General features: G+C 32.1%; 23 protein-coding genes and 1 tRNA gene. 7 read left to right on the forward strand and 17 right to left on the reverse strand.

From position 1 onward, the window contains the following. Window positions 1-74 precede the first annotated feature (74 nt). Window positions 75-1412, forward strand: a complete 1338-nt coding sequence (locus tag CBP76_RS12675; protein ID WP_102197226.1) for a Mur ligase family protein — start codon at window positions 75-77, stop codon at window positions 1410-1412. 122 nt (window positions 1413-1534) lie between these two features. Here CBP76_RS12675 and CBP76_RS12680 read toward each other — a convergent pair whose 3' ends face one another. The 4 genes from CBP76_RS12680 to CBP76_RS12695 all read right to left on the reverse strand — a co-directional run bounded on the left by CBP76_RS12680 (window position 1535) and on the right by CBP76_RS12695 (window position 6730). Continuing rightward, window positions 1535-2092: a TMEM175 family protein gene (locus tag CBP76_RS12680; RefSeq protein WP_102197227.1), complete on the reverse strand. Its 558-nt coding sequence runs from the start codon at window positions 2090-2092 to the stop codon at window positions 1535-1537. A 9-nt stretch (window positions 2093-2101) separates the two neighbouring features. After that, complete coding sequence (locus tag CBP76_RS12685) at window positions 2102-3064, reverse strand: serine hydrolase domain-containing protein (protein WP_102197228.1); 963 nt, start codon at window positions 3062-3064, stop codon at window positions 2102-2104. Window positions 3065-3134: 70 nt separating this feature from the next. Further along, window positions 3135-5009, reverse strand: a complete 1875-nt coding sequence (locus tag CBP76_RS12690; RefSeq protein ID WP_102197229.1) for an ABC transporter ATP-binding protein — start codon at window positions 5007-5009, stop codon at window positions 3135-3137. After that, window positions 5009-6730 carry an ABC transporter ATP-binding protein gene (locus tag CBP76_RS12695; protein WP_102197230.1) on the reverse strand — a complete coding sequence of 574 codons (1722 nt, stop codon included), beginning with the start codon at window positions 6728-6730 and terminating at the stop codon, window positions 5009-5011. Before CBP76_RS12695 ends, CBP76_RS12690 begins: the two co-directional genes overlap by 1 nt. A gap of 96 nt (window positions 6731-6826) precedes the next feature. Here CBP76_RS12695 and CBP76_RS12700 point away from each other — a divergent pair, with 96 nt between their 5' ends. Continuing rightward, window positions 6827-7525, forward strand: a complete 699-nt coding sequence (locus tag CBP76_RS12700; RefSeq protein WP_102197231.1) for a CPBP family intramembrane glutamic endopeptidase — start codon at window positions 6827-6829, stop codon at window positions 7523-7525. Then, on the forward strand, window positions 7522-7743 hold the full coding sequence (locus CBP76_RS12705) for a hypothetical protein (protein WP_102197232.1): 222 nt from the start codon (window positions 7522-7524) through the stop codon (window positions 7741-7743). Before CBP76_RS12700 ends, CBP76_RS12705 begins: the two co-directional genes overlap by 4 nt. A gap of 443 nt (window positions 7744-8186) precedes the next feature. Here CBP76_RS12705 and CBP76_RS13530 read toward each other — a convergent pair whose 3' ends face one another. The 7 genes from CBP76_RS13530 to CBP76_RS12740 all read right to left on the reverse strand — a co-directional run bounded on the left by CBP76_RS13530 (window position 8187) and on the right by CBP76_RS12740 (window position 17222). Continuing rightward, window positions 8187-8312, reverse strand: a complete 126-nt coding sequence (locus tag CBP76_RS13530) for a hypothetical protein (RefSeq protein WP_281258487.1) — start codon at window positions 8310-8312, stop codon at window positions 8187-8189. A 339-nt stretch (window positions 8313-8651) separates the two neighbouring features. Beyond that, on the reverse strand, window positions 8652-10604 hold the full coding sequence (locus CBP76_RS12710) for a BglG family transcription antiterminator (protein WP_102197233.1): 1953 nt from the start codon (window positions 10602-10604) through the stop codon (window positions 8652-8654). A gap of 118 nt (window positions 10605-10722) precedes the next feature. Beyond that, the gene (locus tag CBP76_RS12715) at window positions 10723-13392 is read right to left on the reverse strand and encodes a glycoside hydrolase family 38 N-terminal domain-containing protein (RefSeq protein ID WP_102197234.1); all 2670 of its coding nucleotides are present in this window, start codon (window positions 13390-13392) and stop codon (window positions 10723-10725) included. 21 nt (window positions 13393-13413) lie between these two features. Then, window positions 13414-14514 carry a PTS fructose transporter subunit IIC gene (locus CBP76_RS12720; protein WP_102197235.1) on the reverse strand — a complete coding sequence of 367 codons (1101 nt, stop codon included), beginning with the start codon at window positions 14512-14514 and terminating at the stop codon, window positions 13414-13416. A gap of 4 nt (window positions 14515-14518) precedes the next feature. After that, entirely contained in the window at window positions 14519-14836 is a 318-nt protein-coding gene (locus CBP76_RS12725) for a PTS fructose transporter subunit IIB (RefSeq protein WP_102197236.1), read from the reverse strand. Beyond that, a complete protein-coding gene (locus tag CBP76_RS12730) occupies window positions 14836-15291 on the reverse strand; it encodes a PTS sugar transporter subunit IIA (RefSeq protein ID WP_102197237.1) in 456 nt (151 codons plus the stop codon). Before CBP76_RS12730 ends, CBP76_RS12725 begins: the two co-directional genes overlap by 1 nt. A 1037-nt stretch (window positions 15292-16328) precedes the next feature. Further along, the gene (locus CBP76_RS12740) at window positions 16329-17222 is read right to left on the reverse strand and encodes a BspA family leucine-rich repeat surface protein (RefSeq protein ID WP_102197239.1); all 894 of its coding nucleotides are present in this window, start codon (window positions 17220-17222) and stop codon (window positions 16329-16331) included. Between the two features lie 427 nt (window positions 17223-17649). Here CBP76_RS12740 and CBP76_RS12745 point away from each other — a divergent pair, with 427 nt between their 5' ends. Further along, window positions 17650-18006, forward strand: a complete 357-nt coding sequence (locus tag CBP76_RS12745) for a tyrosine-type recombinase/integrase (RefSeq protein ID WP_102197240.1) — start codon at window positions 17650-17652, stop codon at window positions 18004-18006. A 114-nt stretch (window positions 18007-18120) separates the two neighbouring features. Here CBP76_RS12745 and CBP76_RS12750 read toward each other — a convergent pair. Beyond that, window positions 18121-18193: transfer RNA gene (locus tag CBP76_RS12750), tRNA-Glu, on the reverse strand. Window positions 18194-18347: 154 nt separating this feature from the next. On the opposite strand from CBP76_RS12750, the gene nfsA reads away from it, so the two are divergent. Beyond that, entirely contained in the window at window positions 18348-19085 is a 738-nt protein-coding gene (gene nfsA / locus CBP76_RS12755) for an oxygen-insensitive NADPH nitroreductase (RefSeq protein WP_102197241.1), read from the forward strand. On the opposite strand, the gene CBP76_RS12760 is transcribed toward nfsA, so the two are convergent. Beyond that, entirely contained in the window at window positions 19077-19712 is a 636-nt protein-coding gene (locus CBP76_RS12760; protein ID WP_102197242.1) for an SAP domain-containing protein, read from the reverse strand. The genes nfsA and CBP76_RS12760 overlap by 9 nt on opposite strands. Before the next feature lie 148 nt (window positions 19713-19860). On the opposite strand from CBP76_RS12760, the gene CBP76_RS12765 reads away from it, so the two are divergent. Together CBP76_RS12765 and CBP76_RS12770 are read left to right on the forward strand one after the other, a co-directional pair. Next, window positions 19861-20688, forward strand: coding sequence for a helix-turn-helix domain-containing protein (locus tag CBP76_RS12765; RefSeq protein WP_102197243.1), 828 nt, complete (start codon window positions 19861-19863; stop codon window positions 20686-20688). Window positions 20689-20725: 37 nt separating this feature from the next. Further along, window positions 20726-21352, forward strand: coding sequence for an NUDIX hydrolase (locus CBP76_RS12770; RefSeq protein WP_102197244.1), 627 nt, complete (start codon window positions 20726-20728; stop codon window positions 21350-21352). A 54-nt stretch (window positions 21353-21406) separates the two neighbouring features. Here the strand turns inward: CBP76_RS12770 and CBP76_RS12775 are convergent, their stop codons facing one another. The 4 genes from CBP76_RS12775 to CBP76_RS12790 all read right to left on the reverse strand — a co-directional run bounded on the left by CBP76_RS12775 (window position 21407) and on the right by CBP76_RS12790 (window position 26392). Further along, window positions 21407-23179: an oleate hydratase gene (locus CBP76_RS12775; protein ID WP_102197245.1), complete on the reverse strand. Its 1773-nt coding sequence runs from the start codon at window positions 23177-23179 to the stop codon at window positions 21407-21409. A 190-nt stretch (window positions 23180-23369) separates the two neighbouring features. Then, on the reverse strand, window positions 23370-24194 hold the full coding sequence (locus CBP76_RS12780; protein WP_102197246.1) for an aldo/keto reductase: 825 nt from the start codon (window positions 24192-24194) through the stop codon (window positions 23370-23372). Window positions 24195-24419: 225 nt separating this feature from the next. Further along, window positions 24420-25247, reverse strand: coding sequence for a TMEM175 family protein (locus tag CBP76_RS12785; protein WP_102197247.1), 828 nt, complete (start codon window positions 25245-25247; stop codon window positions 24420-24422). 65 nt (window positions 25248-25312) lie between these two features. Continuing rightward, window positions 25313-26392, reverse strand: coding sequence for a serine hydrolase domain-containing protein (locus tag CBP76_RS12790; RefSeq protein ID WP_102197248.1), 1080 nt, complete (start codon window positions 26390-26392; stop codon window positions 25313-25315). Window positions 26393-26486 lie beyond the last annotated feature (94 nt).

Raw genomic sequence — 26486 nt, forward strand, 5'->3', positions numbered from 1 at the left:
CAGACAAAATCAAGTAAAATGTAGTTTAGATGTGATAATATTATTTTAATTAATTTAATTTGGGGTTCTTATTAATGACATTCAAATCAGGTATAGCAACAATAGCAGGTAAATCTTCATATTTTATTTTAAGTAAATTCTTTAACGGTGGTTCTTCCTATCCAGGAAAAATTGCTTATAAAATTGATCCTGAAATTTTAAAAAGTCTTGGAAAAGATTACGATCTCATTATCGTTACTGGTACTAATGGTAAAACTTTGACGACATCTTTGATCAATAAGATGTTAATTCAAAAATATGATGACGTATTAACTAATCCAACCGGCTCCAATATGATTCAAGGTATCGTGACCAGTTTCGTTACCCATCACAAGAAAACTAAGAAGCCATTAGCCGTTTTAGAAGTTGACGAGGCTAATGTTCCAATTATTTGTAGTTACATTACACCAAAATATTTTGTTCTAACAAATATTTTCCGTGATCAGATGGATCGTTATGGTGAAATCTACACTACTTACAAAAAAATTCTCGATGGTATCAAAATGGCGCCGAATGCAACAATTATTGCCAATGGTGATGCCGCAATTTTTTCATCCAAGAAATTACCTAATAAGGTAGTATATTATGGCTTCTCAGATAAGGGACATGAAAGTGAGAATTTTAAGGCTCCAACTAATACTGATGGTGTTTTATGTCCTAACTGCAATCACATTATGCATTACCACATGATTTCGTATGCCAACTTGGGCAGTTACTTCTGTCCTAATTGTGGATTCAAACGTAACGAGTTAAAATACCAAGTTACTGATATTTCTACTCTCTTACCCAATAAAACTGAATTTGAAATTGACGGAAACAAATTCACCATGAACATTGGTGGTAAGTACAATGTTTATAATGCTTTAGCAGCTTATGCAATTGCCTCCGAAATGGGAATCAGCGTCACACAGATGCAAAAGGCCTTTGCTTACGACGAAAAAGTCTTTGGTCGTCAGGAAACGATTAATGTTGATGGTAAAAATGTCAATATTATTTTGGTTAAAAATCCTGTTGGTTTAAATCAAGTTATTGAAACTGTTCTAAGTGACGAAGACCCTTATTCATTAGCTTTTCTACTAAATGCTAACTATGCTGATGGGATAGATACTAGTTGGATCTGGGATGCTAATTTTGAAGATTTCAATTATAACAAAATACCATTAGTTATCACTGGTGGTAAACGTTTCAAGGATGTTACTTATCGATTTAAAATAGCCGGTTTAGATATGAAGAAAAATATTGAAACGGTTGAAATAGAAGACTTCGTTAAACAAATTCCTAAGGTTCCTACTGGAAAAATTTATGTTTTAGCAACTTATACTGCTATGCTAGGGTTACGTAAAGCTTTAGCAGACCAAGGGTATATTAAGTAAAATATAATTAATTCTATATAATATGAAATACACTTTTATACAAAAATACCTGTCTAATAACTATTTAATTTAGTTGTTAGGCAGGTATTTTTTATTATTTAAATAAAAATTCATCTCATTTTTTAATCAAGTTCATGATCCTTCTCTCGCTGAATCCATAAGATCGGCACTCGAATCATAACTAATGTTCCAATGACTAATCCGGAATATGGCAACGGAAAAATTAAAAATAATATAAATAACACATTGGTCCACCAGTTACTAATATGTAAACGATCCTTAATTTGGGGATTATCTTTTTCTATTGAATGAATCAATAGATCAATGAAAATGAACCATCCTAACTGTACTAGAATAAAAAATCTTTCTGGTAAAGCCTTTTGGGGAAAATCGGCAACCCAACTAGTAGATATCGGTACCATAGTGACCCAAAATAATAAGCACATATTAGCAAATACTGAACGATAGCTAATATATTTTACATTTTTAAAAAGATGATGATGTGCAATCCAAAGATTGGTAAGACCAAAAAAACTAACAAAATAAGCAAATAATGGTATTAAAACTGTACCAAAAGCTTTATAAGTTGGTGCAGATGGAGTATGAATTTCCAAAGCCATAATTGTCATAATAATAGCTAAAATAGCATCAGTAAAGGATTCCAGTCTTCCTTTTGTCATGTTCTCTCCTTACCTACTTTCCTTTAAAAAAGATTCCAAAATTGTTTCACGCCGCTCTAAAAATATTTGATTATATTGATTAGGATGAACTCGATTAGTCATCACAACCATTGCATTCTGGTGCTGATAATCTGTAGCAATAAATTCTCCAGTATAACCAGTATGAAATAATACATGACCTGTTCCATCAGGTTTAATATCCCAACCTAATGAACGGCCAGGGTTTAAATCAGTATAATTATGATACAAAAATTTTTTATTTGGTTTTAACATGTCACTAGCAAATTTCAAAACATCATCTAGTGTGGCAAACATCCCAGCCGAACCGCATCTTTTTCCTAATTGACGTGCTTTAGGATCATTAGCTACACCTAACAACATTCTTCCATTAACTGAATATGTTGGCACACAAAGATCGGGATCAGGCTCAAATGTAGCATTCATCAATCCTTCTGGCTCTATCACATATTTCATAATTGCATCCTGTACTGGCATATTATAAAAATGTTCAACTATTAACCCCAAAAGAATCAATCCCGTGTCAGTATAAACGACTTTTTTTTCAAAAGTATCTGTGACCGGCAAATTTTCTAGAGCCTTTATTAATTCATCGCTGCTTAAAATATCTCGATTAGGGATATAGCCATGTATGCCTGACGTATGGGTAATCAAATGAATCAATTGTACTCGTGAATCTGAAAAATTTGGTAAATATTTTTGTACTGGATCATGCAAATTAATCATTTTTTTATTTAGCATCTTAATAATTAGAGGAACTGTTCCCATTACCTTGGTTAAAGATGCCAAATCGTGCAGTTCGTTACCTATGAGAGGTTCTTTCTCTGGTACCCATGACTTATTGCCATAAATAAATCTACTTGTCATACCTGAATTTATAAAGCCAAAACTGACCCCTGGCACAACTTGTTTATTTGCTAGATCAATAATCTGTGCTTTAGTTTCTTCAAACATCTTTTTGCCTCACATTATTTAATGGTAAAAAAAAGAACGTGTCTTAAAACACGTTCCATTATAGCCTATTTTATAAACTAACGTTTCCTGCAAATTGTGAATTATAAAGATCTGCATAAAAGCCATTTTTAGCCATAAGTTCTTCATGATTACCAGTTTCAACAATTGAACCGTGATTCATAACGATGATCTTATCGGCATCTTGAATCGTTGACAATCTATGTGCAACAACAAAACTAGTTCTATTTTTAAGAAGCCTTTCCATCGCATGTTGAATATGTAATTCGGTTCTTGTATCAACAGAAGATGTTGCTTCATCAAGAATCAAGATCTCAGGATCAGCTACAAACGCACGAGCAATTGTAATCAATTGTCTTTGTCCTTGAGAAATATTTGAAGCCTCTTCGTTTAAGACTGTATCGTATCCATTTGGCAACTGACGAACAAAATTATCCACATGCGCCGCTTTAGAAGCTTCAATAATCTCATCACGAGTAGCATCCTCACGTGAATACTTCAAATTATCGTAAATTGTACCTGTGAAGAGCCAAGTATCTTGTAGAACCATTGCATAGTGGCTCCTAACGTCCTCACGTGACATATTACGAATGTCCTTACCGCCTATTTTAATAGACCCACCATTAACTTCATAGAAACGTTCCAATAGATTAATGATAGTAGTTTTACCGGCACCAGTTGGACCAACAATAGCTATCATTTGACCTGGTTTAACATTTAAATTGTAATCTTCAAGCAAAGTAGGTTTACCTTCATAACCAAACTTAACATGATCCAAGGTAACCTTGTCATCGGTTTGAATATCAGGCACATTAACCTTTTTGTTTTCCATCTCAGGTTCATCTAAGATTTCAAAAACACGTTCAGCTGAAGCAACTGTAGCTTGAATAGTATTAGTCAAGTTAGCTAATTGAGCAATTGGTTGAGAAAATTGGTTCATATATTGCAAAAATGCTTGAATATCACCCAAAGCAATTCCACCATTAGCAACTTGAATACCACCATACATAGCTACAAAGACATAGCCTAAGTTATTGATAAAATTCATCATTGGCATAACGATACCTGAAATCAATTGAGCTTTCCATGAAGCTTTGTAAAGTTTTGAATTTTCTTTTTCAAATTCATCAATTGATTCTTGTTCATGATTAAAACTTTTAACAATCACGTGTCCAGAATAATTTTCTTCAACTTGATTATTTAAAAGTCCTAATGATGCTTGCTGACGTTTAAAGAACTTTTGTGATTGTGGTGCAATAATTCCGACAACAATCAAACTTAATGGAACTGTTGCCAAAGCAATCAGTGTTAATTTCCAACTGATTGTTAACATCATCCAGATGATTCCAACAAATGTAACCGAACTAGTTACCAATTGCGTCAAACTTTGTTGCAATGTACCAGCTATATTATCCATATCATTGATAGCACGCGACATAATATCACCGTTTGAATGTGAATCATAATAGCCAATTGGCAGCCTTTGCATCTTTGATTTTAAATCTCGTCTCAGTTTATAAACGGTTCTTTGTGATATACGTGTCATTACAAATTGTTGAATAAAACTAAATGCAGCCGAAGCTAAATACATCAAAATAACAATAAAGATTATATGTTCAATCTTCGTAAAGTTGATTGGTAGCTCATTAACCTTTAAACCGGCCTTTTGTTGAGCAATACCAGTCATTAGTCCTTTATAAATCTCGGTAGTAGCTTGTCCCAAGATTTTAGGAGTTTTAATTTGAAAAATAGCTGAAGCAATTGCCAAAGCTAAAACAACTATAATTCCAACGATATAGGTTGACATATACTTAGCTAAACGACCACTTGTTTTCCAGAAATTCTTTGGTTTCACTACAACAGCGGGTCCATGATTACCAGGACCATGACCTACTGATGGTGAAGATTGAGGTTTTTTCTCAGCCATTACTTAACCTCCTTTAATTGAGACTCAATTATTTCTTGGTAAGTCTTATTATTTTCTTTTAATTCTTGATGTGTTCCTAGTCCTACCATCTTACCGTCATCAAGCACAACAATTTGATCAGCATCAGCAACAGTTGAAATACGTTGACCTACAATAACAACTACTGCTTGACTAATTTTTTCATCATTCTTTAAAGCTGTTCTCAAATTCAAATCTGTCTTAAAATCAAGCGCAGAGAAGGAATCATCAAAGACATAAATTGAAGCATCTTTAACTAAGGCACGAGCAATAGCCAAACGTTGCTTTTGACCACCAGAGAAATTATCTCCACCTTGTTCAACCTCTCCATCCAATTGTCCGTCTAATTCCTTAACAAAATCATCAGCTTGAGCAATTTCCAAAGCATGCCAAATTTCATCGTCAGTGGCATCTTTTTTACCATATGCCATGTTATCTCGAATTGTTCCTTTAAATAAAATAGCTTTTTGAGGAACCATCGAAACTCGATCATTGATATCTTCAGTACTCAAAGCTTTAACATCAGTTCCATTTAAACTCACAACACCAGTTTCAGCGTCATAAAATCTTGGTATTAAGTTAATCAACGTACTTTTACCTGAACCAGTACCACCAATAATGGCTAAAGTTTGACCCTTAGTAACTTTAAAATTCAAATTAGCTAAGGCCAAATTTTCAGCACCAGTATAACGGAAATTAACATCATTAAAACTTAATGCCGGTTCTTCTGCTATTTTGGCTGGTTTTGCAACAACATCAATTTTGCTTTCAGTTTCAAATACTTCTTGGATACGCGCAGCGGAAGCGGAAGCACGAGGAACAAAAACAAAGACCATTGAAAGAATCATGAAACTCATTAAAATTTGCATAGCATAAGTCATAAATGCAATCATATTACCAATCTCCATTGATTGATTAGCAATATAATGTGCACCTAACCAAGTAATTCCGACATTAGTGCCGCTCATAACCAATGTTACAACCGGAAACATAACGGCTACAATACTAAATACCTTAACGGCATTGCTAGTATAGTCAGCATTAGCGTCCTTAAAACGGTCTTGTTCAAATTTATCCTGACGGAAAGCACGAATAACACGTACTCCTGTCAATCCTTCACGAAAGACCAAATTTAACCGGTCAGTCTTCTTTTGCATTGCCTTAAATAATGGCACGGCAAAAAACATTACTAACCCTACGATAACAATTAAAATAGGAATTGAAACTAAGAAAATCTTAGTCATTTCCGCATTCTTTTGGTAAGCCATAAAACTTGCACCAATCAACATGATTGGTGCCATAATCATCATCCTTAACATCATGATCATAACGTTTTGAATTTGGATAACATCATTAGTAGTTCTGGTAGTTAATGATGATGTCTCGAATTTGTCGAATTCATCATGTGTAAAGTATAATATTTTTTTGAATAAGTCAGATCTCAATTTACGACCTAATCCTTGTGATGCCTGTGAAGCCATCAAAACATTACCAAAAGCTGCAATCGCAGTTATAAATGATACAATAACCATTTGTATACCAGCATGTACGATATAATTAGTATCGCCTGTGATAACACCTTTATTAACAATGTCTGATGTAAGATTAGGAATATATAACGTTGCAACGACTTGGAAAATCATAAAAATAACTGCACCAAGTACTTGCCAACTATTGATCCTGCCTCGAGCAATCTTGAACATTTATTCACTCCCTTTAAATCTAACTATAGCATTATAGTATTAAAGCACTTATTATCAATAAATTCTAATAATTATATTAAATAAGGCGGTATTTTAATGAATAATACTAAAAAAACTTATCAACCTATAAAAGTTATACTTCATATTATAGCCTTTTTAGGTTTATTTTTAATGGAACAATTGCCATTAAGTATATTAGCTTTAAATAAAAAACAACTTGGTGAAAAATATACTACATATCTAAAGTACGCACCGATTGCAACCATTTTATTATTAATAGTCGCTGCAACGATAATTATTTTAGTTTTCCAACATGCACAAAACTTTCCCACACAAAGGTTTACCAGAAAAACTTGGATAATAATTATTATTGCAGTTGTTCTAACGGTTCTAATTAATTTGGCAACCATCCCATTTATGAAGGAAACTAATGATAATGTTAAGGCTCTTGAACTAATAGCAAAAAATAATATTGCCATTCTGATTATTTTCACAATATTTGTAGCTCCCGTTTTAGAAGAAATTCTCTTTCGTGGCATCTTTATGAATTGGTTCTTCGTAGATCATCCACTCATTTCCGTACTAGCCAGTGGTTTACTATTTGGTTATGTTCATGCGCCATTTAGTACTTCAACTGACTGGATTTATGCCTTATCAAAAATTCTTTTGGGAATTGTCCTAGCTGCAGTCTACTATCGAACTAAAAATATCAAAGCCGACATCACTGTTCATTTTCTAAATAACTTTTTAGCTATCCTTAGTGGTGCTTTAGTCTCAGGAGTTATCTTACTATGAAAAATAATCAAAAAAAATTTAACGAAGTTTATCAAGACTTATTACGTAAAGTTATCATGTTTGGTGTGCTATCAATGCTCTTGATTGCCAGTGCACGAATTACTGGCTGGGTAATTATGGAATATGCTGGGTTTGCTAGTGCCATTTATACAATTTTTTTAATCGGAATGATGGTTTATGTTTTGATTATTAAAAATAAAGACTCTAGGGGAAAATAGATACTTATTTCTATGCTAAATGTACTTGAAAAACTATTTGTTAACTATTAAAAACTGAATGCCCTTATGTGAAATACAATAAAATCAGTAAAAATAAAAAAGCCTTCAAATTGGTTGAAAATGCCAACTTGAAGGCTTTTATTTTGTGAATATCATTCGTATGAGGGTTCATCACTTACTTACAAAAAGTCAGTAATACAGTAGTTTCAAGGTTTAAAAGTGCCATAATATGCTAATGGTTCAACTTTTTAAATTAAAAGCAAAATTGTCTTTGCTAATTTTAATTGACTAACGATTTTTTTAATACAAAAGATATAATATATAATGTTCTATTTAGTTTTCAGATTTCAGCCTAAGATCTTCTAATCTTCGCTTATATCGTAATATCCAAAAAAAGATATCCAATAATATCAGGTTCTGTCTCAACTAATGGTAAATATTTTTCATTTATTTTGAAGTTTATTCACAGCTTCTGAAATTGTCTTACCGTTTGCTGAAACACTAGGATTCTTCTTGTCCAAAACGGTAAACAATTGTGAATCCGTATTTAATTGTACACGATATTTCATATGCTTACCTCCTTTTAGTTCAATATTTCATACATTTTATATGCTTAGATTATTATTGTCAATTAATTACACAAATTGTGATCTGACTATATATTCAAGTGGTTTACTTCCTTAATTTCTTGTCTCCTAGGCATATTATTTTTTCCCGCTAGAGAAGACTTCTGATTTCTTTTTTAGATATTCACCAATTATCTTAGTTCTAGCTCGGATTGATTACAGAATTTTTCACTAGAAAAAACTTCTTCACAAGTATCTTATGAATTATTTACTAAAATAACAATTCATAAAAACATAAAAAACTGAATCAATTTGATGATCATTAAAATGCTCTATTTTAGATTAATTAATATTGTTTTGAATAAACGAATTAATAACTTTAATTGTCTCATTGGAATCACTGCACTTACTGATTGAGTTATAAAACCTAGTATCACTTTGTAAATCAGCCAGAAAATTAAACAATGTTTGAATTTTAGGATATTCTTTCTCATTTATTGCTAGTAAAAACACTAATTGAATCTTATTGTCATTATCGTCCCAAACTATTTGCCTTTTTAATTGTAAAAATGCTACATTTGACACTTTTGCAGCAAATTTAATAGGATGCGGTATAGCAATTCCGCCCCCAATGGCAGTTGAATACATTTTTTCCCGCTTAAACATTTTGGCTCTAAAGTCACTTCTAACAACATCTTGTTCTTCCAATTTATCACATAGGAAATCTAATACCTGCTGACGTGTTTGTAAATCACTATTTATAAATACTAATTCTGGTTTAAATAGACTGTACAGGATTTGTTGGTTATTAGATGTTGAAGTTATGAAGCCATACAATTCCTTACTGTCGTTAGCGAAATTAGATAAGTCTACTTCAACGACGGGAACTTTACTATTTAATATAGGAACAGTTGAGATCAAGAAATCAACTTCCTTAGGATAAAGAGAGCTGCAATACTCTGCATATGAATAAACTCTTATTATATTCAAATAATTACTAAATCTATTCTCTAGTTTTGCCCTTAACAGATTGGCTGTGGCCGTTCCCGATCCACAAATGATTGCTACGTTGCGCTTCTTCCACTTATTGCTGTACTTTCTCTCCATAGATGCACCAATATGTAAAGTTATAAATGATAATTCGTCATTAGAAAAATGAAATTTTAACTGGCATTCCAAGATTTTTATTGATGTGATTGTCATTTCATAAGCTAAAGGAAAGGTAGAAGGTATAACGTCTAATAAAGGATTTTTTCTAGAACTATCTAAAGATTTTATCTTAATAGCAGCTTTTATATGTTCTGTCAGACTTTTTATTAAAAGGTCATCATTTAAAAGATTGAATGTATAATTATTACGTATTTTATCTAAGAAAAACAACACGCTTTTCCTTATCAATTCTTCTTGTGGCTCATTGGAATTATTAACTATTTGAGGATTATTTAAACCTATGTGATATTTTACATATTCCCTTTCAGGTAAGATTATCTCATTACCAATATTCAACTCTAATCTATCAAACATTTTATCGAATTTATCTTGAAAACCATGAGATACCTGCAAATTACTATTAAACTCTTTTAAAATATACCCAGCTTTAATTCTAGATAAGGATAAGATTACGTGAATAACAATATTTTTACGATTATAGTCAGGAATTTCTTTCATTTCCTTATCTATAAAGGCATTTATTACTTTACTATTAGTATCCAAATCAATATTATTAAACAACCTACGTTCATTGGTAGTAAATCCTAAAACATATTCTTTATAATTCTTATTCTCCAATTGATTTATAAAGCAATAACGTTTATTCTCCTCCTTCCCCACCAAAGATAATCCATTATTTTTATGAACTATACGTAGATTATATTTATTAGCAATTTCTTTTATATCAATAATATCCTTATTCAAAGTATTAATACTGATATATAAACTATCCAAAATATTATCAATGGAAATCAGTTTTTGCTTGGTCAATAATTCGTTCAGAATATATTTAATTCTACTACCCGAATTATCTACATTTGTTTTCTTATCTAATCTGTTCAAATCACATTTTAATTTATCTAATTGTTGGTTATCTTTAATCGCTAAATAATATCCTTTTCCTCGGCAATTCATTATTTCTAATTTATAGTCACTAATATCAGAATTCAGCTTCTTTATATCACTACGAATAGTTCTAGTACTAACATTTAATCGTTTTGATAAAATATTACTTGGTACCTCAACCGTTGCCAAAATTATTATCATTAATATCTGTTTTAATCTTGGATAAGATAGTTTCAGCATTCTTAACCTCCTTATATATATAAAGACCAATCTAATCGATGAAAATTCGCACAGAAATAAAATAACCAGTCTTCAATATAAATTTGAAGATTGGTTATTCTTTATTCAAATACCGAAATTAATATTCAAAATAAATGGTCTTAATTTTAGCATGTGTAATGTCATTCAATTTGATAGTATTATCAGCAAATTGAATTTTTTTGATAGTATCTTCCTTCAAATTAACTAATTCAACTCTAGTAGGCTTCTTATTAAATATAACTTGATCGTCAGTTGTTTTGCACCCATAACCGTTATAAAATCGTGCAATATAACCGCTGCGATGGTTAGCTTTCTTCAAAGTACTTAAAATCAAATTACCATTTGTACGCAAAATACTTCCACTTTCATTTAAGGTACGATCAATTGAATCCATAGTGAATATCAAACGCCCATTTAAGAAATCTGCATATTCATAATATTGTTCTGGTGTGTCATAATCTTTGGCCTTAGACGCTACATCGCTATCATCAAAGTTCTTATCAGTAATTGATAATCCTAATTCAAAATTCAATTCAGTTTGTAATTCAGCATGAGGTGTCGCAATAACCTTTTCACCTGAAGCTCTACCTGGACGATAAAGTAAATCGGTTTTACCCATCATTCCATATGTTCGAAATAAAGTAAATCTGATGATTGAATAATCTTTTCCAATAATTTCATATTCACGAACACCCTTTGGAAATACGGAGACAGTATTTTCACTATTTGATAAAGCCACAAAAGACTGACAAGTTTCAATCGAAATTGGTTTCTCATTCCAATTATTTTTATTCCCCATCCAAGATTTCATTTCCTTCTCACGATAAACCGGTCTCTTTATTGTTCCAAATTGTTGATCCGCATACGAAACCTTAGAACTAATACTTGTAGAAAAATCTATACACAATCTATGATCTAAGGGTCCACGATTATCTATTTTGACATTGAATTTAATTACTGGAGAATCCCTTTCAAGTTTAACTTCAACTGATACTGGCATCTTTACATTGCAATTCTTTTCGGCCCTACCTTTTAAGTTTTTTGGCACTAAAAAATCATAGTTAATCTTTGCCAAGGAAACCAAATCAGATTTAGTTACGGAAATAGTATTTGCCTGATCTGTTGAATAAACAATTAAATCCTTTTTGGCAGGCGAATAATTAAAGGAATCCCCATCATCGCCATTCTCCTCAAGAACAGCTTGGTTTTCATAAACTTTTCCCGAAGCTTTATCTGTTATTGTCAAAGAACCATTTTTTTGAATGACAATCTTAAAATTATTATTTTCTAAAGTCCTTTCATTAATTGCCTTGATTGTCTTATTTTTCTTTAAATTTTCATTAATATACAATTGCTTGTACCCCATTGCTGGTACATCTTTTACAAAAACATAGGCGTCTACTTTATAAATCTTTTCAGGTTTATAAATTTTCTCTCCTGGGTTCAATTGAATTGTTTGGTCACTTATATATTCAGTTTGGTCTTTGCATGATTCAATTGAAAATTCAACAAATTGATCATTTTCATCAACAATTTCAAAATCTTGCGATGGTACATAGAACGAGATTTTTGTAATTTGAGTTCTATTAACTGGCAAAGTGTTAAAAACTGACAAACTAATTTCATATTTCTTATTCTTTTTAATTTGTGTAGCCATTTCTCTTAGTGTGACCTCAACCAAGTTCGTACTGATATCACGAACCTGTTTATAACGCATATAAATATCTTCATTGGTTGTATCGGAAACACAAGACCCAATCGAATCATGTGCAGCATTTTCAAACATTAATTTCCAAATATCATTAACTACTTCACGAGGATAATCAACACCATAGTGTTCTCCCATCGTCAAAACTGGTTCAAGAATATTGACTAGATAAAACTGAATCTTTGTATTTAATTTCTTTAAGTCAGAGCGCGATGAATAAATAGATTTATGAATTCTCATATTTTTACCATTAGTAAATTCACCACTAATTTCTTCTAATTCAGGTTTTTCACTTTTAACAGCATCTATATATTCTTGAATTGAACTAATTTCAAAATCGAAATCTCTATTAACAGCATTAAACTTCTTAATTAATTCCGGCAAATCTTTTCTGGCTGGAGCTTGATCAAAACCATTGGGAAAAGCAACATGACTTGTTGTTGCTCGTTTAACAATTGAAGCAAAGGGTTCTTGATACATTATTTTCTCAAGCTGATTTTCGTCAATAATTCCACCGATATAATACCCTGATGGTATTTGGTAAACATTTATCTTTGAACCATCTTCACCTTTCCAGACGAATTCTGTATGATCAATATTTTCTTCGGAAACTCCACGCCAAAACATCGTGTCAGGAATTTCAAAACCTTTATAGATTTGAGGCATACTTGATTCTTGACCAAACGAATCAGGAACATAACCAACATTCATATAAGTTCCTAATTTATTGCAAACATCCATACCATATTGAAGATTTCTAATAATACTTTCACCAGATATAACGAATTGATCCGTTTGCGTATACCACGGCCCAATTATTAATTTTTTATCTACCACTAGTTGCTTTATAACATTCTTATCTTGAGGTCGCCACTTCAAATAATCTTCTACTAATGAAGCTTGTCCATCTAAAATAAATCTATCATAACCTATATTGTGTTGTAGATTATTGTTAATATTCATCAAATCTTTTAACAAGTAAACTTTTGAACGTGACGTAGTAAAATACCATTCTCGATCCCAATGCGTATGTGGAAAAACATGAACTGTATTGACCATTTTATAACTTCTTTCTTTTATTTATTCCATATCAATATTAATATCATCTTCACCAATATCTTTTTCTTCTTCATCAGATGAAATATTGAAATTTGCAACTAATGGTGCTACTAATCCTATAAATAATGCTCCAGCTGCTATACCAGCAATATAGGCGAGTTTATTATCAGCAGTGATAATCCCTGGTAACCCACCCAATGGGGGAATATGTGATTTCATACCTAATAATTCACCGGTCACAGCGCCCAAAGCTCCACCAATCATATTGACTGGTAATAATTTCAATGGGCTTACTAAGAAGAATGGAATAGCACCTTCTGTAATCCCAAAAGAGCCCATAATCAAATCATTACGTCCTGCCATAAACATTTCATTTGAAAAGTACTTGTGAGGATAAATAAATGTTGCCAATGCATAACCTAGTGGAATACAGCAGATAGCAATATTTGTCATTAATGCTGGTCCATAAACGCCTTCGATAAAGAGAATATTACCCACCATCCAAGCAGCTTTATTGATAGGACCGCCTAAATCGGTACCAATCATAGCTCCTAATACAAGGGCAACAATTGCACCATTAGTATGATTATTGATCATAGCTTTAACCCAAGCTACCAATGAGATATTTAACCATGATAGTGGCCCAGATAAAATAATACCTACAACTAAAGCGACAGCACCTGTTGTCAATAATGGCACAATTAAAAGGGGAACAGATGACTCCCAAGCTTCACCAACCTTAATTTTCCTGCAATAACGGGCAACATAACCAGCAACGAATCCAGCTACCAACGCTCCTAAAAATCCAGCATTAATGGTACTTGCTAATTGTCCACCAATGAATCCAGCACCTAAGGCAGGTTTATCTCCAATGGCATATGCCACATAACCAGCAATAACTAAATTTACTAAGCCAATTCCAATCCAACCTACTTGATTGATCTGATAGAGCATATGAAAAAATCCTTGAGCACTCTTATATTTACTAAGGTCGTTTACCCCAAATGCCATCCCGATCAATTGTGGAATACCAACAATCATCGCACCACCAATTACGGTAGGAATCATATAAGAAATTCCACTCATCAAATATCCTTTCCAATCAGCTAAAAGCTTTTTCATAAGCCTATGCCCCCTCTACAGTAGAAACACATTTTTTAAGTACTGCTTTTGGTGCTTTAATACATACATTGATATCAACACGCAAAATTTTCTTATTTTTGAATCGCTCCATTCCAGTAATTTTTTGATCAGAAGCAATCAATACAAAGTCAGCTGTATCAGCCTCATCTTGATTAATGACGTTTACTGGACCCATAGATCCTTGTTGTTCCATTTTTACGTGATATCCTAATTCTTCTCCCGCTTTCTCCAAAGCTTTAGCAGCCATTGGTGTGTGCGCTAAACCAGCTGGACAAGCTGAAATTCCTACAATATTTGTCATTATATATTTCCCCCAATCTCATTAGTTATATATTCTGAAATTTTTTCTGAATCGTTTAATTCGTGAATTTTCTTCTTAAATTCATCTTCTAAAAGTGCTGTGGCTAGATTTGATAACATCTTCAAGTGAACCTTTCCAGTACCACTTTCATTAACCATAAGTACAAAAACATCTGTAACTGATTTATCATCATATGTTTTCCATTCAATTGGATGTTGAAGCCTAACATAAAAAATTTGTGCAGATTTAACAAAATTTGTTTTAGCATGCGGTATTGCAAATCCATCTTGTAATCCTGTAGAATACTCCTTTTCTCTCTGAATAAAAGAATCATACAATCCCTTAGATGAATTCGTATATCCAAAGATTTCACATTGTTTTGAAATAAAGCGTAATAAACCATCACGATCTGTTACGTTTATATTTAATAAAATATTTCTTGCTGGTATTTCCATTAATTTTCACCTCGCTTTCATGTAATCCCTTACATCGACTATTTTAATAAGAACCATTTTTTTGTAAACATAACAAATTTCCAACAAAGTTGGAAATTAACTAGTATATTAGACAAATCACAAATTTTGTCCGAACAACTTACGCCATAAAATTCGTGACGTTCATCATAAATGTTTTTACTCATTACAAAGATATTTTCAATTAATGATAAAGATGGAATACTGAATTTAAATTGCAAGTTAAAATATTATCCAACTATTTTTTTGATCTCTATAAATATAAATAAAAAAGACATTGATACCAGTTTCCTGATACTCAATGCCATTACTACGATCATCATTTCTTTTTTATCATATATAATCTAATTCTCTGACATGAAATCTTTCGAAATCTAAACAAACTTTCATATTCTCGAAAACTGGTTCTACGTCAATTTTTCTACGTACATAGATATCAGCGTATTGAGGAATTGAAAGTTTACTTTTCACGACTATGTTCAGATGTGGATTGAAACTTATAAAATGACCACATTAGTGAACACAGTTATTATATCTATTCATTGATTCCAATTGAAATACAAGACTATTTTCGCAAAATAAAACTCAAAAATGTTACAAAGTTTGATTATCAAAAACTAATTACTAAATATGGAAAAATACATGTTAGAAAAAGTATTTCTAAACTTAATAACAAAAAGGAAGATACTCTTTAAAACTGTACTGAATATAATTTCTGGTTCAAAACACACTCCAGTTAACATTAGTTTGTCCCATAATGCGAAAAAATCTTCTGGTTCCAAAGGAACCAAGAAGATTGTCATTTCTGCTAATGTATCATCTAGTGTAAACAATGAGATGTATGATACAAAAATGTTCCTCGCCGAACACTAATCATCCCATCATTTATGATTTTACCATCTCATAAAAATATGATATGCGGGGTGTTATTTAGTTCACTTTAATTTTGAAAATTCAGTGCCTAGAATCCCACTGATTCTTACCTATATCACAATATCAAAAAAGAGAACCCAATAATATCAGACTCTCTCTTGATTAAAGGATTGAAGACTTCCATCCCCTGAAAACATATTTATCATTTTCGTAACAGCTGAAGTATTTAACTCATCAAGATGATCTATCTTTGTTAAACTGTTATCGTTACAAAACATAAAAGACATATTTTCTACTTTTGTTGTATTCTTTCCAAATAATCCACCTACATCTAACTTTGTAAGATTAGAATCCCTTAGAAACATACCCCTAATATCCGTAACGGCTGAAGTATTTAACTCATCAAGATGATCTATCTTCGTTAAATTGTTATCATTACAAAACATAAAAGACATATTTTCCACTTTTTTTGTGTTTTTTCCAAATGATCCACCTACATCTAACTTTGTAAGCTCACTAGCAGGTTCAAACATATAAGACATATCTTCTACATTACTTGTATCCCAATTAGAAAGATCTAAGGAAGATATTTTTGTTCCTTCAAACATGCTTTTCATCGAGGTAACATGAGAAGTATCAATCTTATCTATTCCATTAATGATTGTCAAATTTTCTAAAACATCCGCACTAGAATTAGTAGAAAATAAGCTGGTCATATCTCCAATAAGACTTAACTTTCCAGTAACATCAATCTCTTTAATATTTTCGGCTATGCCTGCAGATTGCCAAGGGGCATCCTTTGACAATCCAGAATTTCCGCCATTAATAGTTAAAATTTGGGTATTTGTATCATATTTCCATTTTGCTGTACCCCATGTTCCTTCCTGATCAGTGTTATTTGGATTTGAAACTTGCACATCATTAACATTATTAGCTCTTACATTAGAAAAATTGTTTTCTATCGCAAATAATCCTGAACTCGTAAATAAAACTGTAGCTATTAAAAGCGAGTGTTTTACTTGCAACTTATTCATTACCATTAGCTTATCCTCCTATTAAGATTTTGCTAATACGCATGTATTATATCACCAATTAAATATTTTAATATGGATAACTAAAAAAGCCATCACTCTAAATTAATAGAGTGGTGGTTGTGGTTACTAGCTGTAGTGATAGTAGTTCTACTTTATTCTATGTTCAAACCGCAAGAACATTTGTTTCTTGACTTGGATAAAGATACTGTAACGACGAATAGGAAATCACATGCAACTTTTAAATTTCAAACTAATAAAGGAAACAAGGCTGCTGACTTTGATTTATGATGAGAAAACACTATTGATAAATAAAACCGTTACAAGGGATATTAACAACAAAAAAGTTATAGGCACACCTAAAACCATTCACGGTTATCGTACATTATATTTAGATCAATACACAGCAGACCTCTTACATAATTGAATAATAAGAATGCGTAAAGAAATGCTTGTCCTTGGCTATAATACTTCCTCACGAAATCAATGGATATTCCCTAATGAAAGTAATCATACCCTTTCACTCATGAAACCTAATAAGTGGATGGATACTGTTATCAGTTCATACAATGATAACGAAAAGAATAACACTAAGTTAAAAAGAATTACACCACATGGTATGCGCCACACATTTGTGACTATCGCCATTGAATCAAAGAAACTAACTTTGAAGCAAATTCAGGAACAAGTTGGAGACAGTGACATAAGTGTAATTATGAATATTTATGCACATGTTACTAAAAAGGCTTCAAAAGAAACAATTGATAGTTTTACAAGTTACGTTGGTTTCTAATTCTCGTGGCTCATTTTTGATGAGCCATATCGAAACACACCGAAACTATTAGCAAGCAAAAAGCCCTTATATCAACGATACTGGGACGTATCGAAACATATAAGGACTCCATTATCACCCGTATGGGAATCGAACCCATAACTCCACCTTGAGAGGGTGGCGTCTTAAACCATTTGACCAACGGGCAAATTTAACAACAGATATAATTTTAACTGTAAACTACCATTTATGTCAACACGAAATTGCATTTTATTCTTAATTATTCAAAGGGTTTTAAAACAATCTAAATTTAAAGTAGTGTTATTCTTTAAAAAGACTTTAATTAGAAATGAGGATTTTTTATGAACCAAACCATCGAAAATTTAATTAAACATACTGCTGTTCGTGACTTCACTGACCAAACTATTACTAACGAACAAAAAAATAATCTTATCGCGGCTGCACAACATGGTTCAACAAGCGAGTTTATTCAGGCCTTTTCAATAATTGAAATTACTGATTCAAATCTCCGTAATAAACTTGCTGATATTACAATTAGCTCCCCACATGTTAGAGAGGCAGATACTTTTTATATCTTTGTGGCTGATCTTCACCGCCAGGCATCAATGTTAAGAGCAAACAAAATGAACCTGGACAGTTTAAAAAATATGGAATCTCTACTTGTAGCGACAATTGACACTGCAATTGCTGCTCAAAACATGGCCACAGCAGCTGAATCAATGGAATTGGGAATCTGCTATATCGGTAGTATCCGCAATAATATTAAACAAGTTGCCGAATTATTAAATTTGCCTGACTTCACAGTTCCATTATTTGGAATGACTATTGGTGTTCCCAAGTTCAAAAATCAATTAAAGCCACGAATGCCCAAACAAAACCAAATCGCCACTAACTCTTATGACGAGGAAAGTTTCAATAACTTAAATGATTACGATAATACTGTCAAAAATTATTATCTCAATCGTAAATCACATCCCAATGACAATTCTTGGACAGAAAAAAATCTTGATATATTTAAACATATTCGACGACCAGATGTTGCCCAATTTCTTCGTAATCAAGGGTTTTCACTAAATTAGTTTTTCATATATCGCTATCTCCTTATGGTATTTAACCATTAAAGAGTGGCGATATTTTTTATTACCAGCACTATCACGAACTTTTTGCCATAAAATGGCTGCCACCTTCATCCGATCAGAATAATTCTGAGAAAATTCATCTTTATTAAAATCCTTAACAAAATTATTCCATTGATAAGTATTTTCTTCACTGGTCTGTTGAGCTTCTTGGTTCTTCAACAGGTAAGCATCAATTAAATCTTGAACGGTTGCCTTGGTATCTTGATTAGATTGAATCATTCTTAATTTAACCGCCATTGATTTTTTGAATGAAAATTTTTCCATATCAAAATAATCAGCAAAAAAGTTTCTAGCTTCCCTATTTAGTTTAAAATTTGATTCTAACAACCTTGTATTAGGATAAATGTCCTCGGCTTTTAGAACTTTTGTATTTCTTGATTGGTACCTGAATTGTTTAACGGGGTTACCGAGTAAAAAACTAACAATGTATTGATTCAATTCCGCTTTAGTTCCATAAGATGGTAGATTATTTTTTCGACATATTTTAACCAATTCATCTTTGTACCAATAATATTTTTCAAAATCTTTAACAGAAAGTTTATCTGAAAAAATAGGTCTTTTATCCATTAATATTTTTCCTTTATTCATTAATAATTTACATAATCTAAACAAATCTTTACATTAATTGAACATAAAATACACACTAATTTTATATCATTTACTCATAGAAAATATTAATTTGTTCAACCGAATAAAAAAAGTAGGTGTAAAAGATATGGATAATTTAGGTGATATTTTAAAAGAAACTCGCCAACAAAAACAGTTATCTCAGTTTAAAACGGCCGAAGATATTTGTTCACAGTCAACTCTCTCTGAAATTGAACACAATAAATACATTCCCAATCCTCAATTATTAATTGACCTTTGTGAACGTCTTTCAATCGTTTTTGAAGATATATCTTTGGCAAATAATTTCAAAATTTGTAAAGATAATTATTTCAATCAAAAAATTAACTCATTCTATAAAACTCACAATTATGATCAATTACGAACTTTCTTAAATCGTCCAACAGTTATTGAAACTGTTCAAACCAGCAAACAAACTCAAGCTTACTATTTTTATCTAGCCATATGTGCCTTACATTTGGAAAGAAAATTTGATAATGCAAAAGAACTCTTAAAACTATCTCTCGCAAGTACTGGTCATAGTCGCAAACAAACAACCCTTACTAGAGTTAGTAATGTTTTTCTAGCATATGTCTATGCTCAACAAGGCCTTAAAAATTCTGCTCTTAGACAAATAGATCTTTCCTTAAAAGATCTAAATTTAATTGAACATGAAGACAATCTTAATTTAATCTTTTATATTTCAGCATTATCATATTTTAAACTATCTAAACTTGATTTAGCTATTCAAACTATAGAAAGTGGGGTTAATTTTATTCGTAAAAATGAATCCCATTTTATGTTATTGAACAGTTTCTATTTAATGGCCCAAATTGCTGAATCCGTTAAAGAAAAAAATGCTGTTATTACAATTCAAAATTATGATTTATTTAAAACTCTATTTCATGCACCCACTTACCAAAGTGTCATCTCATAATTAATGTTATAATCCAAATCAAAGGATGGTAATAACAATGGATGATGTAGAACTATTAATTCAACAACTCCAGGCAATCGCCCAAACAGGTAAACATTACAGTAAAGACGTCTTTGATACCGAGCGCTATGAACAATTGGAAAATGTAGCCAAAAAACTAACTGCAAGATTAGTTAATGACTCAACACCAGATAAATTAAATATCTTTTTTGATTCTGATACTGGATATGTAACTCCCAAAGTTGATGTTAGAGCTGCAACTTTCAAAGACAATAAGATTCTACTAGTTCGCGAAAAAAGTAGTGGTCAATGGTCAATTCCTGGCGGTTGGGCTGACATTGGTTATTCAGCCTCAGAAATTGCCGCCAAAGAAACCTTTGAAGAAGCTGGTATTAAAGTGAAGCCGGTAAAAATGATTTCTATTAAAGATATGCAAAAAAATCACTATCCTAAGAAAAATCTTAACTATATTTATAAATTATTCTTTGAATGCGAACCAATGGAAAGTGGTATTCATGGTGGTGTAGAAACATCTGACGTAAAATATTTTACTCTTAATGAGGCACTCGATTTAAATTTATCATTGGAACGTAACATGCCTGATGATTTTCAAAGAGCCTTTAAATGTCATAGTACTGAAAATTGGTCTACATATTTTGATTAAAAATAAAGAGCCTATCCAACAACTATTATCGTTGCTAGATAGGCTCTTCAACTTCTATAACAAATGAGCATCTTTCAATAATTCTTCAATATAAGTTCCTTGAACCTTTTCCATAACTTTCTTCTCAACCAAACGCTCTTTAAATGGCAACTTAATATCCTCAATCTTTTGTTTTCCATCCAAATAATAAATTGCTCTCAACAATGTACGTACGTCAAAGGCCGAACCGAATACTTCAGGAACTCCACGATCAACATTCAATAATGTGTAAACAGCTTCCATGGCCGTTCTAACCGAATATTCAGTTGTAAAGACTGTATCACGTTCTGTTTCAGCAAAATTACCGATGAAAGCTAAGTTCTTTGATCCTTCTGGCACTACTAAAGGACGATCTTCAACCTTTCTTGGCATAAAGTACGAAGTGATGTATGGCATATGTGCTGGAATAGTATTTGCATGATTTTCAGCAATATCCTTAATCTTATCTACAGGTACTCCAATATGATATAACCACTCTTCACATAGTTCATCACCTGTACATTCAGTAATCTTTTTGTTTACAAAATTACCAGGCTTGTCTGAGAATAATCCATAAACCCAAACTACTATTTCATTATCTTTTTGTCTCTTAAAGTGTTTTTGACGACTAATTGAATAGCCATATAACCAATTAGAATCCTTAATGCTAACGGGGCCACTTGTGACGATCGAACCACTATGTGGATCTTTTTGACTAATTTTTTCAATATAAGGCATAACCTCGTCATCAGTCAATGTAATCGTTCCAGAGATTGTCCAATTTGCTTCTGGAATATTCTTGCAAAATACGTCAGGATTACCAAAAGCTTTATCTTGCTTTGCTAAGTTTTCCCATAATTCCCAACTGCTACCAAGCTCATGTTCTGTTGGTGCAGGATGGGTTTTATCTCCGTAAGTAGTGCTTTCAGTAATTGATCCATTGGTAACAAAGACTAAATCATCTTCTGTTAAAGCGACTGTATTGTCCTTACCATCAGTTGTCATATCAATTTCTGTTGCGACTTTAGAACCATTTGAGGTATCAACTTTAATATTATTAACATGAGTATTGTACGTAAATTGAACACCCTTATCTTCCAAGAACTTAATCATAGGTTGAATTAATGATTCATATTGATTATATTTTGTAAACCTCAATGATGATAGATTTGACAATGAATCAATATGATGACAGAAACGCATCAAATAACGTCTCATTTCCATAGCACTAGCCCAAGGTTCAAAAGCAAACATAGTTGACCAGTAAAGCCAGAAATTAGAATTCAAGAATTCTTCAGAGAAAACCTCGTTGATCTTTTTATCGCCCAAATCTTTTTCAGGTGTCATTACTAAATCGATCAATTCCTTAACAGCCTTAGGTGTCAAAGTCAATTGACCTTCTGTTGGCAATTCTTTACCTTGTTCCTGAATCACCCTTCCATGTGAAAAACTTGGATCTTTCTTATTTAACCAATAAAATTCATCCAAAACAGAAACATCTGGATTCTCCAATGATGGAATAGATCTAAACAAATCCCAAAGAGTTTCAAAATGTGGCTCCATTTCTCTACCGCCACGAATAATATAACCTTTTTGTTCATTCCAGATGCCATCCATACTACCACCTGGTAATGCTAATTCCTCTAAAACATGAATCTTTTCACCCTTCATTTGACCATCACGAATTAAGAATGTTGCTGCGGCCAAACCAGCTAAACCAGATCCAACAATATAAGCTGACTTATTATCAACGCCTTCTGGCTTCATAGGTTTTGCAAATGCTTCATAATTACCATTACTTCTATACATAAGAACCACCTCTTGATTAATATCATCTTTATCTGTAACTGCTTACAAATAAAATATAGTTCTATTCTATATAATATACAATAGAGAAATTATGATTTTTTTGTGAAATTTAGATTTATTATTTATCATATTTTGAGACAAAATAAAAAAAGAGTAGTATTTGAGACATTCTCAAATATTACTCTCATTTTTAAAATTCCTCATACACCGCAGGATCTTGATCATTCGTTCGTCCATCTTTTTTTGATAAAGCATCTATTTTGTTCATATCTTCATTTGAAATTTCAAAATCAAATATATTAAGATTTTCGCGTTGTCTAACTGGCGAAGATGACTTAGGAATTGGAATGGTTCCCAATTGATGTTCCCATCTTAAAATGATTTGTCCTACAGACTTATTATATTTTTTACTTAAGGCAACAATTACGTCATCTTTTAGAACCGAACTAGCACGTCCTAGGGGACTCCAATCCATTGTAATTATGTTATTTTTTTCGTCAAACTGTCTTTGTTCAAATTGATTAAAATACGGATGTAATTCTATTTGATTAATAGCTGGTAAAATACCTGTCTCTTTTTGCAATTTTTCAAGATGTTCTGGCAAAAAGTTGCAAACACCAATAGATTTTACTAATCCAAACTTTTGTGCATCAATTAGTGCTTGCCAAGCTTCAACGTACATATCACGTTTTGGATTAGGCCAATGCAATAAATACAAGTCAAAATAATCTAAGTGTGTTCGATACAGGGACTCCTGTAAAGTGGCTATTGCATCATCATAGGCATAATACCTGCCTGGCAATTTTGAGGTGATTGTTAATTTATCACGATCGATACCACTTTCAGCAATCGCGCGTCCAACAGTTCCCTCATTTTCATAATTATACGCAGTATCCAACATTCTATAGCCATTATTAATGGCTGCGACAATACTTTGAACGCCCTTTCGTCCATTGAGTTTATAAGTTCCAAAACCAAAGTCTGGAATCTGCTGTCCATCGTTTAATTTATACATTTATTTGTCCTCCTCAATGATATTAACCGTACAACAAATATCAAAGTCAGACAAACAAATTGGTTTTTGGACAAAGAAAAAGTCCTACATCAATCCGTGATGTAGGACTTTAGATCACTTTACAGTAAATCTTTGGAATGTATAAAGTGACCATTTTTAATACACAGGTAGGCTTTACCTGCACATTCAATCATACAGCCTTTTAAGTTAGAAAACCAGCTTTTTTTAACGTTTCGCTTTACGATGACGATAAAACTGCTTTCCATTCTGAGAAAACCAGGTTGCTAATTCCTCTCTATTCATCCCAAACTTCTTTGAACCTTCAGATAAAAATTCTTCCCAGGTCTCTTTATTGGGATGCTGTTGAGATTCAGCAACATACTTTCTAACAAATCTAATAAATTCACGACGCTGAGAGATACTTAATTTCATAAAACCACTTTGACCTTGGAGACTAAGGTTTTCCATCCCCTCAGCCGCTTGATCCTTTCCAACATTAGAAATAAAAGATCGAACAGGAACTGTTATAAATAGTATCGAACTCATCTTCGGATAAAAAATCCCTAAAATAATAATTAAAATTATTAAGGCACCATTTTCCCAATTATGTTGTCCATAAATATATATATAAACTTTAGCCATCTCATCTTTATCATGATATTTTTGATGAATGACGCTTTTAGCAATACCTCTTATCGTGACCGTAATAATTAAATACAGCAACCCATATAATGTAACGGTCTGTTTATTAGTATCATTAATCATTAGTTTCGTAAAAGTTGGCAACAAAGATACTAAGAAAATCATAAATATATCTTGAACCATAACCTGATTATTTACTTCATTTAATTCATTAAATATTGTTGTATGCTCAAACCAAACATTAGCTACAAAACAAAAACTAACTGCATAGATACCAATAGCCGAAAATAGACTACGATAATTTACCTGATTATTAACCACCTCAATTGGTAACTCTAAAACAATAATCGTAATAATAATTGCCAATATAGCATCGGTAAATGCATCAAATCGTTCTTTTATTTTTTTCATAATAATCCCTCATAACAACTGGAGATTATAACAAAACAATAAAAAAAGTGCCACATCAAGTGACACTAATTTCCATTTAACATTCCATAGAGTTGTTTAGCAACTGGTTTCATATCAGCTGCTAAACGTTGATAATTTTGCAAAGTAACCACAGCATCTTTTCCATCATCAGAAATGTGGATCACAGCCTGAAAACCATATCCCCAGCCGTTGGCATAATTATCATTACCATTATGATAAAAGCCACCACCATAAGTACTGGAACTACCTGGAAGATATAATTCTTTACGCGAATCATCGGTTAAATATGAACTGGTAAGGATATATTTTTCAACTTTGTACAAATCTCCCGCACTCATATAAACCTGTCCTGTCCCCAGTTCATCGAATTCATAGGCCTTTTTTGTATCAAAAGCATTTTTATAATCCAATTTTGCAGAAACAGGATTGATATTGCTATATCCTGTCGCTTTTTGAATGCCAGATTTTTCATCATAAGCAAAAATAGTGTGTTTCAAATTTAACTTCTTAATAAATGTGTTGGTATATAAAGTCCGATATGATTTACCAGTTAGTTGTTCTAGGATTCCACTCAATAAATTATAATTAACCGGTGAGTAATCCCAATTACCATAGATAACCTTTGAAAATTTGATATTTCCGACATCAGTATTAATAATATTTTTGTCAGTCATAATTTTATCAGGGCCAACATTACCAGGCATAACTAGTCCCGAGGTCATATCAAGCATTTGCTTAATTGTTATTTGCTTGCTACCTGGTATCTCAGGATAAAATTTATAAAGTTTATCAGTTAACTTTAATTTGTTATTCTGTACTTCTTTCATAATCATTGCGGCAGTCATGGACTTTTGAATCGAATCTATCTCGAAAGTCATATTTTTATTATTGTAAATCCCATCCGCATGGTTCGAGAATCCATGACTGGTCTGATAAATTGGTTTACCATTTTTGATCAACAATAAAGTACCAGAGTATCCCTTACGATTGATCAAATTATTGACCCGTTGATTAAAATTAGTATCAGTGGATGGATCAATGGTACTATCAGCAAGAATCTTTGCTGGAAATGAAACCATTGAAACAGAAAGAACCATTAAAATGGCTAGGAAAAACTTTTTCATAATATTCACCTATGAAACCTACTACTTATGTAACCTTCCCTTGTGTTAATTATAATTTATTTTTTTCAAAACTGATAATAATAAACTCAAACAT

The sequence above is a fragment of the Companilactobacillus nuruki genome, from assembly GCF_002872255.1.
Taxonomy (GTDB): domain Bacteria; phylum Bacillota; class Bacilli; order Lactobacillales; family Lactobacillaceae; genus Companilactobacillus; species Companilactobacillus nuruki.